The 12,779-nt window shown below is 45.0% G+C and carries 11 protein-coding genes; 4 read left to right on the top strand and 7 right to left on the bottom strand.

Annotation, left to right across the window (positions count from 1 at the left end; all coding sequences use genetic code 11):
* Positions 1–13: 13 nt before the first annotated feature.
* The 4 genes from NFR61_RS09390 to purN all read right to left on the bottom strand — a co-directional run bounded on the left by NFR61_RS09390 (position 14) and on the right by purN (position 5,697).
* Positions 14–937 (bottom strand): DUF58 domain-containing protein, encoded by a 924-nt coding sequence (locus NFR61_RS09390; RefSeq protein ID WP_251623444.1) that lies wholly within the window; start codon positions 935–937, stop codon positions 14–16.
* 70 nt (positions 938–1,007) lie between these two features.
* Positions 1,008–1,325, bottom strand: coding sequence for a thioredoxin (gene trxA, locus NFR61_RS09385; RefSeq protein ID WP_251623442.1), 318 nt, complete (start codon positions 1,323–1,325; stop codon positions 1,008–1,010).
* A gap of 94 nt (positions 1,326–1,419) precedes the next feature.
* Positions 1,420–5,112, bottom strand: a complete 3,693-nt coding sequence (gene dnaE / locus NFR61_RS09380) for a DNA polymerase III subunit alpha (protein WP_251623439.1) — start codon at positions 5,110–5,112, stop codon at positions 1,420–1,422.
* Positions 5,113–5,124: 12 nt separating this feature from the next.
* Entirely contained in the window at positions 5,125–5,697 is a 573-nt protein-coding gene (purN, locus tag NFR61_RS09375; RefSeq protein ID WP_251623437.1) for a phosphoribosylglycinamide formyltransferase, read from the bottom strand.
* 164 nt (positions 5,698–5,861) lie between these two features.
* Here purN and NFR61_RS09370 point away from each other — a divergent pair, with 164 nt between their 5' ends.
* From NFR61_RS09370 to rnc, 3 genes are read left to right on the top strand one after another with little or no spacing between them, the layout of a single operon-like run.
* The gene (locus NFR61_RS09370; RefSeq protein ID WP_251623435.1) at positions 5,862–6,098 is read left to right on the top strand and encodes an acyl carrier protein; all 237 of its coding nucleotides are present in this window, start codon (positions 5,862–5,864) and stop codon (positions 6,096–6,098) included.
* Between the two features lie 17 nt (positions 6,099–6,115).
* Positions 6,116–7,354 (top strand): beta-ketoacyl-ACP synthase II, encoded by a 1,239-nt coding sequence (gene fabF / locus NFR61_RS09365; RefSeq protein WP_251623433.1) that lies wholly within the window; start codon positions 6,116–6,118, stop codon positions 7,352–7,354.
* A 13-nt stretch (positions 7,355–7,367) separates the two neighbouring features.
* The gene (gene rnc, locus NFR61_RS09360; RefSeq protein ID WP_251623431.1) at positions 7,368–8,096 is read left to right on the top strand and encodes a ribonuclease III; all 729 of its coding nucleotides are present in this window, start codon (positions 7,368–7,370) and stop codon (positions 8,094–8,096) included.
* A 37-nt stretch (positions 8,097–8,133) separates the two neighbouring features.
* On the opposite strand, the gene efp is transcribed toward rnc, so the two are convergent.
* From efp to NFR61_RS09345, 3 genes are read right to left on the bottom strand one after another with little or no spacing between them, the layout of a single operon-like run.
* Entirely contained in the window at positions 8,134–8,700 is a 567-nt protein-coding gene (gene efp, locus NFR61_RS09355) for an elongation factor P (protein WP_251623429.1), read from the bottom strand.
* A gap of 60 nt (positions 8,701–8,760) precedes the next feature.
* On the bottom strand, positions 8,761–9,450 hold the full coding sequence (tsaB, locus tag NFR61_RS09350; protein WP_251623427.1) for a tRNA (adenosine(37)-N6)-threonylcarbamoyltransferase complex dimerization subunit type 1 TsaB: 690 nt from the start codon (positions 9,448–9,450) through the stop codon (positions 8,761–8,763).
* Between the two features lie 24 nt (positions 9,451–9,474).
* On the bottom strand, positions 9,475–10,047 hold the full coding sequence (locus NFR61_RS09345; RefSeq protein ID WP_251623425.1) for an L-threonylcarbamoyladenylate synthase: 573 nt from the start codon (positions 10,045–10,047) through the stop codon (positions 9,475–9,477).
* Between the two features lie 450 nt (positions 10,048–10,497).
* Here NFR61_RS09345 and NFR61_RS09340 point away from each other — a divergent pair.
* On the top strand, positions 10,498–12,779 hold a 2,282-nt coding region (locus NFR61_RS09340; RefSeq protein ID WP_251623423.1), incomplete at its 3' end, for an SUMF1/EgtB/PvdO family nonheme iron enzyme.

Raw genomic sequence — 12,779 nt, 5'->3', positions numbered from 1 at the left:
TATTGGGATGGGTTTAGTAAAGTTTGCTTCGCTTGATGAGGTAGGGAAGTAATACTTCGCGGAATCCTTCGTTGATGTCTGCTTCTACAAAATCAATCTGATATTGTCCGCAGCGGAGTTTGATTTCCTGGTAGAATTCCTTGATTTTTTCTCTGTAAGTTTCCCGGATTTCGTTGGGAGAGAATTTGATTTCCCTTCCGCTTTCCATATCGATGAATATGTGGGGGCGGTTTGAGAATTCAAATTGTTCCTCCATGCGTTTGTCCTTGACATGAAAGAGGATGATTTCATGTTTGTTGTAGCGCAGGTGTTGCAGGGCGGAAAGTAGTTCTTCCGTATTCCCGTTGGAAAACATGTCGGTGAAAATGATGACAAGTGACCGTTTGTCGATGCTGTCTGCCAATTGATGGAGAACTTCGGCCGTGGCGGTCGGTTTGTTCAGGGGCACGGCATTTTCTTTGAGCAGGTTCTGCAACAATGCGTATTTCATTTGCGCATGGGTCGGCGACAGTTTGGAATCGGTCAGTGTCTCGATTCTGTCGGAGAACAGGCAGATTCCGGAGGCGTCCCGTTGTTTTCGGAGCATGTAGATGAGTGCTGCGGCGCAGTAGACGGAGAAATGAAGCTTGGAAATCTTGTCCGATTTGTAAGGGAAAAGCATCGAAGAAGAGGTGTCCACGACGACATAGGAGCGCAGGTTCGTTTCTTCCTCGTATTGTTTGACGAAAAGTTTTTCGGTACGGGCGTATAATTTCCAGTCTACGTGTTTGGTCGATTCCCCGTTGTTGTACACCCGATGTTCCGCGAATTCCACGGAGAATCCGTGATAGGGGCTGCGGTGCAGTCCGGTGATGAATCCCGATACAATCTGCGACGCGATAAATTCGAGATTGTCGAACTGTTCGTATTGGATGATTTCCTCTAAGGTGGCGGCCATATCGAAACGGGATTCAAGTGGAATAGGAGAATCACAGGAAAGCTATTCGTCCCGGATTCTCCGTTATTTTTTAAAGTACAGCCTTTATTTTTTCAACCAATGATGTTTTGGGGGCGGCTCCTACCTGTTTGTCTACAACTTCTCCGTTCTTGAAAAAAAGGATAGTAGGAATATTGCGGATGCCGAATCTTGCAGCTGTGGACGGGCTGCTGTCTACATCAACTTTAGCTACAATAAGTTTGCCTTCGTATTCCGTTGAAACTTCTTCAACGATGGGAAGCATCATTTTGCACGGTCCGCACCATTCTGCCCAAAAATCTACTAATACCGGAAGTTTTGCATTTAAAACAATTTCCTCGAAATTGGAATCATTTACTAAAATAGCCATATTCTTTATTTTTAAGTTCGTAAATTATATCAGTTCCTTTTTATACGAAAAAATAAGGAATTAGATAATACACCCTCTGCATTACCGGACGAAATTAATTAATTTTCATTTTAATGGCATCATTATTTTCAAAATATTCATATAATTCGCGAGAACGTCCTATTTTACAGCTGCGAGAGAACATTTTAACATTGTTGCCGGTTTTATCGTAGAGAACGAAATTCAGCGGTACATCCGTTTTGTCGTCCTGGTTGTTTTTAGTTTGGGGGTGGATAAATTGCTGGTTGATTTCGTTGAGCGTTTCCATATTCAGTTGCTCAATGTCCACCAATAATGTAATGGATTTTATCAAATCGTTTCCGATACTTTCCAATAAATTGATACTTTGTATGTTGAAAGAAAGATCGTTGGAGTCGTTGCTCCATTTTTTGGTCTGTACCTTTCCCCGGATGCAAATGGCTGTTTCCAGTTTGAAATAATTCCGGTATTTGATATAATCTTCGCCGAAGAACGGAAGTTCATAGGTACCGTTGAAATCTTCTATTGTCAGGATGCCGAAGTCATTGCCTTTCTTTGTTTTTCCCTGGCGCATATTGACGATGATGCCGGCGATGGTAATGTCTTTGTCCCGGAAAGCTCCCATGTTGGCGGAAAGTTCATCCAAAGGCGTGCACATGGCTTTGATTTCCAGTTTGTAGCTGTCCAGAGGATGGGAGGTCAGGTAAATGCCAATTAATTCTTTTTCTTTTTTTGCTTTTTCAAAGTCGCTCCACGGTTCGCAGTCGGGGATATTCGGACGGGCTACTTCGTACCCTTCCATTCCTCCGAAGAGGGAAACCTGGAGGTTCATGCTGTCTTTCTGGTTCTTCTGTCCGAAGTTCACCAGTGTGTCCAATACGGTGCTGACAGAGTCCACAGGTTGCAGGTATTGGGCCCGGTGAAAACCGAAACTATCGAACCCTCCGGCGATAATAAGGTTTTCCAGTGTTTTTTTATTGACACACTTATAATCGATGCGTTCAAAGAAGTCGAAAACATCTTTATAGGGGCCGTTTTTCTCCCGTTCTTCAATAATCTTATCAACAGCGGCTTCTCCTACGCCTTTAATGGCTGCCATGCCGAAGCGGATATCTCCTTTGGCGTTTACGGTAAAATCATTGTCCGATTCATTGACATCCGGAGCGAGTACCTTTAAACCCATGCGTTTGCATTCATCCATGAAGACCGTCACTTTTTCAATCTGCGACAGATTATTACTCAAGTTGGCAGCCATGAATTCGGCGGGATAATGGGCTTTCAGGAAGCCCGTCTGATAGGCGATGTAGGCGTAACAGACAGAGTGCGATTTGTTGAAGGCATACGAAGCGAATGCTTCCCAGTCGCCCCATATCTTATTGACCAGTTCCTCTACATTTTTTCCTTTTTCCTGGGCACCCTTTACGAATTCCGGATTGTTTTGGCAGCCTTTTACAAACTCCCCTTTCAGTTCCGCCAGCAGCTCGAATTTCTTTTTACCCATCGCTTTGCGCAGGGTATCCGACATACCGCGCGTGAAATTGCCCAGCGCGCGCGATTGCAGCATTACCTGTTCCTGATATACCGTGATGCCGTAGGTGTCTTTCAGGTACGGCTCCATCATCGGATGGTCGTACTCGATCGGTTCTTCGCCGTGTTTCCGCTTGATGAACTGGGGGATGTATTCCATCGGCCCCGGACGGTACAGCGCGTTCATGGCTACCAGGTCTTCGAAACGGTTCGGCTGCAAAGCGCGCAGGTGTTTTTTCATACCGGGGGACTCGAATTGGAACAGGCCCGTGGTGTCGCCTCGTGAAAATAGTTTGAATGTCTCTTCATCATCCAGGGGGATTTCATTTTCATCCAGCGTGATATGTTTGGATTTCTTGATGTTTTCCAGACAGGTTTTGATGATGGAGAGGGTGCGCAACCCAAGGAAGTCCATTTTAATCAGCCCGATAGGCTCTACGAAATGCCCGTCGTACTGGGTCGTCATTAGGCTTTCCCCTTCGGTGGGCATGATGGGGATGTGGTCGGTCAGCGGGTCCCGGCTGATCAGAATACCGCAGGCGTGTACGCCGGTTTGACGTACGGAGCCTTCCAGTGTCTCGGCGAACTGGATGGTTTTTGCAATCAACGGATTGTGAGATTTTTTCTCCTCTTCGAGGTCCGGATTTTCCTTATAGGCCTTTTTAAGGGTCATCTTGGGCGCTTCGGGCACCATTTTGGCCAGCCGGTTGGATTCGGAAAGGTCGAGCTTCAATACGCGCGCCACGTCCTTGATGGCCATTTTGGCGGCCATGCTGCCGAAGGTCACGATGTGTGCCACTTTGTCCGCCCCATATTTTTCCGTAACCCATTCCAGCACTTTCTGCCGGCCGTCATCATCGAAATCGACATCAATATCGGGGAGGGAAATACGGTCGGGATTTAGGAAACGTTCAAACAGCAAATCGTATTTCACCGGGTCGATGTTTGTAATTCCTAAGCAATAGGCCACGGCACTTCCGGCTGCGGACCCACGGCCCGGACCGACGATGACGCCCATGTCCCTGGCGGCCTGTATGAAGTCCTGCACGATCAGGAAGTAACCCGGGAAACCCATGGTTTTCATGATGTGAAGCTCGAAGATAATCCGCTCCATGATTTCCGGAGGCGGGTTTTCGCCGTAGCGTTTCACTACGCCCTTCATGGTCAGTTCTTTCAGGTAATCCGCTTCCAGTTTGATACGGTAGAGCCGGTCGATGCCTCCCAGTTTCTTGATTTTTTTCTTCGCCTCTTCTTCCGTCAGGACGACATTGCCTTTTTCGTCCCGGGTGAATTCGTTGAAGAGGTCTTCTTCGGTGTATTTTTTTCGGTATTCCTCTTCCGTACCCGATTCGGGGGGGATGGGGAAAACCGGCATCAGCGGGTCGGAGTCGAGCTGGTATTCTTCCACTTTGTCCGCCACCTCCTGCGTGTTGCTTATCGCTTCCGGAATGTCCGGAAAAAGCTCTACCATTTCCTGGGTGGTCTTAAACCATTCCTGGCGGGTGTAGCGCATGCGGTTCGGGTCATCGATGTCTTTCCGTGTATTCAGGCAAATCAACAGGTCGTGTGCATCTGCATCCTCTTCGTTCAGAAAATGTACGTCGTTTGTTGCCAGTAGTTTAATTCCTAATTTTTGAGACATCTTTATTTTCTCCCGGATGCAAAGTTCCTGGTTGTCATATATTTCTGCCCGTTGTCTGGGGTCGGCGGCAGGATGTCGCATGACTTCCAGATAATAATCTTCGCCGACCAAATCCTTATACCATAAGGCGGCTTTCTCGGCTCCTTCAAGGTCGCCTGCCATAATCTTCTGGTCGATTTCCCCTCCCAGACAGGCGGAAGAAATGATTAATCCTTCATGGTATTCCTCTAAAAGCGCTTTATCTATACGGGGACGGTAGTAAAAACCGTCTATGTGGGCAGCCGAGGTCAGTTTTACCAGGTTCTTGTAACCTGTCAGATTCTTTGCCAATAAAATCAAGTGTTCACCCGATCTGTCAATGGGTTTTTCCTTGTTGAAGCGGGAGACCCTTGCCACGTATGCCTCACATCCTAAAATGGGCTTGATTCCTTTTTGCCGGCAGGTGTCATAGAAGAGTTTTATGCCAAACATATTGCCGTGGTCTGTGAGCGATAAAGCTGTCATGCCGTCGGCAACGGCTTTATCAATCAGACCGGGTATGCTGGCGGCTCCGTCGAGTATCGAATACTGGGAATGGACGTGGAAGTGCGTGAATTTCATGGGAGTGTAAGGTTACCGGAGCGTTGAAATTGTTTCTATTATTACATGCGGAAAATGTTCGTATTCTAAGGCATGCACCTTTTGGGCCAGGGTGTCGGGCGTATCTTCCGGCGTGATGTCGCAGCAGGCCTGGAAAATCGTATTCCCTTCATCGTAATGCTGATTGACGTAATGAATTGTAATCCCGCTCTTCTTTTCTTTTGCGGCGATGACGGCTTCATGTACATGGTGTCCGTACATTCCTTTACCTCCGTAAGCGGGCAATAAAGCCGGATGGATATTGACAATCCGGTTCGGATATTCGGCAACGATGTGGGGCGGCATAAGCCATAAGAAACCGGCTAAGACAATAAAATCAATACCGCGTTCTTTGAGTTGTCGTAATACATGCGCAGGGTCGTTCAATTCTTTCCGGTTGAATACAAAAGCGGGAACTCGCAGTTTCTTAGCTCTTTCCAGTACATAGGCATCCGGTACATTGCAAAAAACAGAGTCCACCGTCATGTCCTGCCGGTTTGCAATTACGGTTATAATATTTTCAGCGTTAGAACCTGAACCAGAGGCAAATATTGCTATTTTTTTCATGTGTCTAATTGATTAAAAATCAAAGGCATGAAATTAGTAAAAGTTATATTCCTGTCAAAAAATTTTTTAGAAAAAAAATAAAGCCTAACTTTGTCCGCGAATTTTAGCACCTCATGCGTGCCTTATTTCGGATTAAAAACTATGTCTAATTAAAATTTAAAGTTATGTCTGACATTACAAGTAGAGTAAAAGCAATCATCGTTGATAAATTAGGAGTTGATGAATCAGAAGTTACTCCGGAAGCTACATTTACAAATGATTTGGGAGCTGATTCATTGGATACGGTAGAATTGATTATGGAATTGGAAAAAGAATTCAACATTACGATTCCGGACGATCAGGCAGAAAAAATCGCAACCGTAGGTGATGCTATCTCTTATGTAGAAGCAAACGCGAAGTAAAAACCAATACTATTCTTATGAATCTGAAACGAGTAGTAATTACAGGTCTTGGGACAATAAACCCTTTGGGTAAAAATGTGCCGGAGTTTTGGGATAATTTGTTAAAAGGTGTCAGCGGCGCCGGTCCTATTACTCGTTTTGATGCATCAAATTTTCGTACACAGTTTGCCTGTGAAGTAAAAGGGTATGAGCCTACGGAATACTTTGATAAAAAGGAAGTCCGTAAAATGGATCTTTATACGCAGTTCGGCATTATTGCCGCCAGAGAAGCGCTTAAAGATTCAGGCTTAAACCTGGAACAGGAAAACAAAAAACGGATAGGTGTGATATGGGGGGCAGGAATCGGAGGATTACAGACTTTTTTTGAAGAATGTGATACATTCTCAAAAGGAGACGGCACTCCCCGTTTCAACCCTTTTTTTATACCTAAAATGATAGCCAATATGGGCGGAGCGATGATCGCGATTGAAAACGGATTGAAAGGTCCGAATTATACGACCGTATCCGCTTGTGCGTCATCTGCCCACGCTATTGTTGATGCATTGAATTTAATTCGTTTGGGAAAAGCGGATGCCATCGTTGCCGGAGGTTCGGAAGCAGCAGTTACCGTTCCGGGTGTCGGTGGTTTTAATTCCATGAAAGCTCTTTCAACCCGTAATGATGACCCGAAGACGGCTTCACGTCCTTTCGATGCTGACCGTGACGGATTCGTTATCGGAGAAGGCGGGGCAAGTCTTATTCTTGAAGAATATGAACATGCGGTGCAAAGAGGCGCGCATATTTATGCCGAGATTGCCGGAGGTGCCGGGAATTGTGATGCTTATCACATGACTGCTCCCGACCCGGAAGGGGCAAAAGAGGTTATGATATTGGCGCTTGAGGATGCCGGCATGAAGCCTACGGATATTGATTATATCAATGTTCACGGAACATCTACCGGTTTGGGTGATATTTCAGAACCCAAAGCGATATTGAACGTTTTCGGTGAGCATGCTTATGATTTGAATATCAGTTCGACAAAATCTATGACGGGACATTTGTTGGGAGCTGCGGGAGCTGTAGAAGCAATCGCTTGTACATTGGCAGTCAAGAACGACATCGTTCCTCCGACAATAAATTTTCAAAACCTGGATCCCGAAATTGATTCCAAATTGAATTTTACGTTCAACAAAGCCGAAAAGCGGACAGTGAATGTGGCTATCAGCAATACTTTTGGTTTTGGGGGGCACAATGCTTGCGTTGTTATCAAGAAATAATCACTTCTAAGTCGTGATTAGCAAAATAATTCAATCCATAAGACTTTATCTTCATCGTAAAGATAAGTTTTATGGATTGTCTATTTCTCAGATAGGTTTCGTTCCGGGAAACCATAACTTATACAAACTGGCCTTACTTCATAAATCCGCATCCAAATATACCCGGGAAGGGGCTGTATTGAATTACGAACGGTTGGAATTTCTGGGAGATGCCGTTTTGAGCGCTATCGTTGCGGAATTGCTTTATAAATTCTTTCCTTTAAAAGATGAGGGCTTTTTGACCCGGGTGCGTTCTAAAATGGTCAGTCGGGAATCTTTGAATGAATTGGCAATAAACATCGGTCTGGATAAAGCTGTCGTGGCAAAGTCCGATCTTTCCAAAAACAAACATGTCTACGGGGATGTCTTTGAGGCTTTTGTCGGAGCCATGTTTTTAGATCAGGGATTTGTCAATACAAAGCGTTTTTTCGATAAATTCATATTCCCTAATTTTTTTAATCTCAAAGACCTGGTTACAATAGATACAAACTATAAAAGCCAACTTATCGAATGGGGACAGAAAAACAAGCGGGAAGTGGTTTTTGAGATACGGGAGAACTTTCACAGCCGTAAAAACCGGTTTATCTGTAAAATCCTGATTGCCGGAAAACAGGAAGGACGCGGAACAGGTGCATCCAAAAAGGAAGCCGAACAAAATGCGGCTGCACAGGTAATGGAAAAAATTAGATTGCAAATGGAATAAACATTTACAATCTAATTCAAAAATCTTTAAAGATACCTTATCTTATTCTTTCCATGTAAGTACCTTCGGCCGTATTGATACGGATTTTTTCACCCATTTCAATAAACAGCGGAACCATTACTTTAGCACCGGTTTCCACTTCTGCCGGTTTCAGTGCCGTAGAAGAAGCGGTATCACCTTTTAAGCCGGGTTCCGTGTAGGTCACTTCAAGTACCACGCTCGGGAGCAATTCCACATACAACGGGGTTTCCGTATCTGCATGTACCACCATCTCAACAGAATCGCCCTCTTTTAAGAATTGCGGTGCGTTGATTAAATCTACCGGAATATTTACCTGTTCGTAAGTTTCCGTGTGCATCATCACATAATCTTCTCCGTCCTTGTAAAGGAATTGATAAGGACGACGCTCGATACGTGCCGTGTCGATTTTGATACCGGAAGTAAACGTATTTTCCAGAATTCTGCCGGTTTTTACATTTCTAAGTTTGGTTCTGACGAAAGCGGGGCCTTTACCCGGCTTTACATGTTGAAACTGAACGATTGTATATAAATCGTCTTTAAAAACGATACACAAGCCGTTTTTGAAATCAGCCGTAGTTGCCATTGTATTGATTTTATATTAAAAAATTTCTTTGCCTGCAAAAATAATAAAAACTTTCCATAATTAGAACAGTATGTTTTTTTTAGGTGTCGTGGCGATGAAATCTTTTAAATAAAAAGGTTCAAAGTAGGCGACATCTTCAAACTGCTTCAGCTTGAATTTGCCCTCCGCAATGCTTACCATGTTGGCGGCGGAAGTTTCAATCCCTTCTAAATACCGGGCGTGGGGTGACGTAAGTACAGGCTGTACCTTGGCACTGCCGTTGCCGAAAAAATAAACGATATGGTTTTGAAGGATTTCCTGGAAAGAATTATCGTCGATAATTTCGGCTTTGGTATCAACGACGGTCTGATTTCCTTTATCGTAAAAAGCCGTATAGACCTCCATGCGGCGGGCGTCAATCATGGGGCAATACAAGGCATCTTCACCTATGCGTTTTGAAACGCTTTCGGCTAAGGCTTGCAGTGTATTGACGGCGATTAACGGTTTGGAGGCACCGTAACACAGACCTTTCGCCAGGGAGACCCCGATACGCAGACCGGTGTAAGAACCCGGGCCCATGCTTACGGCAACGGCATCCAGTGAATTTGCCGTCAAATGGTTTTCTTTTAAAATTTCATCCGTATACGTGCCCAGCAACAGCGAATGGTTCAATCCTTCGTTGTTTTCTTTCAGCGCGACTAATTGCCCGTCTTGTGATAAAGCGACCGAGCAAACGGACGTGGAAGTATCTATATTTAAAATAAGTGCCATAAAAAGTATAACTTTAAGAATAACTTATTTCCGGATAATTTGTATCTCCCCGTGAATGCCTAATTTGATGATGCCGGAGGGAGCCTGTTTTTGCCTTTCATTTTGCCGGAAATCCACTACATAATCCACGGCATTTCGTATCTCGTCGCTGATTTCCGCAAAACATCCGGGAGCCGGCTGTCCGCTGATATTCGCTGACGTAGATACCACCGGCTTGTGAAACCGGTAAATAAGGGATTTTGAAAACTCCTCCTGTGTGATTCGTATACCGATGCTCTTATCCTCGGCCACCAGATTTTCCGCCAGATGGTGGGCATTGGGGTAAATAATCGTCAATGGTTTGTCGGTGACTTCTATTAATTGCAGCGCAATATCCGGCACATCCGCATAAGAGGCGATTTTCCCGGCGTCATCAAGCAATACCAGCATGGATTTATGGTCTGCCCGTTGCTTGATGTCGTAGATTCGTTTTACGGCCTCTTGATTAGTCGCATCGCAGCCTAATCCCCAGATTGTATCTGTCGGATAGAGTATCACACCTCCGTTTTTCAGCACTTCACATGCTTTGCGTAGCTCTTCTTTTAATTTTTCGGTCATATTGGCAAAATCAACATTTTCCGTTCAAAACTATACTATTTAATTGAAAATTAAAAATGGTATCTCCATGGGGAAGTGATTTAATCTGTTTCTATTTATATGCTTTTTTAACATTCGGCTTTTTTGAGTTTTCCCACTTTTAAACTTTTTATCTATATTTGTGTTGTTGTGGCAGAGAGAGCTGCCATACAGATATATTATTTTTAAAGCGTTTAGCTTTATCCTTGTCTTAAAAACGACCAAAATTTTAACACTAAAGGATAAACAGCACAAACGTTCACGTTTGCCGTATATACATTTGTATATAATAGGTTAGGCGTGGGTAACTGTTTATTTTAGTGTGGGTTACTTGGTCGTACCTTAAGACAGATAAACTAAAGTTCCCACGCTTTCTTTTTGTCATTAACCCACCTTTCCGGGGACTTTCAAGGTGCTAAGTAATTTCTTGATATGAAAAAATTAATCAAGTGTGCCGGAAGGCGGTGTCTTCGGATGTCGTTTCTGCTTCTTTCCGTTGTGACTTTTTCCGGCTTGTTTTCTCCGCCCGTGTTCGGAAACAACATCCGGGTGGACGGTAAAACGCGCGTTGTCGGCTTTTCAGGCGATACGGCGGTTATTGAGGTGTATCTCCGCTGGGATAATTCGTGGCGGGATGATTTTAATTGGGATGCTGCATGGGTGTTCTTTAAGTACAAAAAGCGGGGCTTGGAGAATCCGTGGCAGCATGCGTATTTGGGCTCTTCGGGGCATGTATTAAGTACGGCAGTCGGCAGCGAGGGCGGTGGCTACACGTATATGGTGGGTGCCAATGCCGGTAAGGTGAATGGTTTATACGTGATGCGTGACGACATTTCGGAAGGAAACGTAAGTGTACGCGTACGTGCGAAATGGCCATTGGCGGGTGCTGGATTAAGCAAAAGCGACTTCGGCGAAGCGTTGAATGAAATCTACGTTGCTGTTCACGCCATTGAAATGGTGTATGTTCCGTATGGAGCGTATTACTTGGGGGATGCGTATTCCAACAAGAGTTTTGCGGTAGGCGGTACGGATGCTGTTGTGATAGATACCGAAGCGGCAATGACGCTTTCAGCCAAAGATGGCATGTCGAACGTTTCTCTTTCGGCTTCCTATCCCAAAGGATACGCGGGTTTCTACATCATGAAATACGAGACGAGCCAGGAGCAGTATGCAGAGTTTTTGAACTCACTGACTCTCGACCAGCAAAAAGCGAGAGTGGCGAACAATGATTTTGCCAATATGAAGCGGGGAGATTATGTGTTTGGAGACCTCCATACTCCAAGTTGCCGGAATGGTATCGTGTTTATCGAACAGAGGCAACCGAATACGCCCGCCGTGTTCGGTAATAATCTGAATCCTGCCAATGATTTGTTTTCCGCCGACGACGGACAGACATTGGCGTGCAATTATATGAGTGTGGAAGATATGATTGCTTATTGCAGTTGGAGCGGATTGCGTCCGATGAGTGAATTGGAGTATGAAAAGGCCTGTCGGCGGTTTTATCCCCAAGAGCCCGATAATGGAGAATATGCGTGGAATACGAACAATGGTATTAACCGTATTTCTTCTCTCTCTGACTTAAATTATCATGGAGACCAGCGGGAACAGGCTTTAAGCCATTTGAAAAACGTGAACAGCGGAACAAGTAACAGCATCAATGGCCCCGTGCGGTGCGGACTGTTTGCAACATCCGCAACCAATCAGACCCAGGCAGGAGCCACGTATTGGGCAGTGATGGAAATGAGTGGTAATTTAAAGGAACTGTGTGCCAATGTAAACTACACGAATCTAAACGGCGGTAGCTGCGGTACAGGCGTTTATAACGCCAGTCTGTGGGACAAAACAGCCAGCAGGTACGGTGTTCGGGGCGGCGGTTTCAACAGTGCGGATGAATTGTTGCGAACTTCCGACCGGACGGAAGCGATGAATTATTTCACGTCTGTTACCCAGCGGGATAGCACGGTGGGATTCCGAGGTGTGTATAACCTTTCCGGTATTGAAATAGATGGCGGAAGAATCAGCGCCCCGACAACGGGATGCTGGAGCGGTTCGGATATTACCAATACGCAAGAGGCGTCTTGTCCTGATTTTCCCGATTTACGGTTTCAATATACTTGGTACGTGAAAAAGCCGGGAGAAGCGAAGTTTGACATTATTTCCAATGCTAATGGTGAATCGCTGAAGTACAATGATTTTGTCAATACCGGAACTTCTACTGTAACATATCAATTCAAGCGTATGGGAATTTGTGCTGTGGGGGTAGCGGAAAGTAACATCGTAACTATAAACATATTGCCTAAACCTTTCTCCCAGTCGGTTTATACTTTCAATGCGGGGAGCTCTGTTACGCTGACACCACAATATTGGGGTACAAACAGCTCTGCTGTATGGACATTGGACGGTGCTCCGTCGTGGGCATACGTACATAGCAAGACTTCCAATTCACTGACAATAGCGGGCGGATTAATAGATGAAGAATTCACGTTGAAAACCCACATTACCCAATGCCCTTCGGAGGAATTTTCCGCCACAATCAAAATCAGCAACACGATTCCCTACCGAGGTCACATGGACAGCGTGACATTAGCAGTAGGGAAATACAAGATGGAGTGTTGGGGAGCTCAAGGTGGATGTTACCAGAAAATAGGCGGATACGGTGGCTATACAAAAGGAGAACTGAATTTGACGGGACAGAGTACATTCTATGTATATGT

Origin of the sequence: Odoribacter lunatus, assembly GCF_943193135.1 — a bacterium.
Taxonomy (GTDB): Bacteria; Bacteroidota; Bacteroidia; order Bacteroidales; family Marinifilaceae; genus Culturomica; species Culturomica lunata.
Note: the sequence above shows the minus strand (reverse complement) of the source record. Positions and strands in the feature narration are given on the sequence as shown.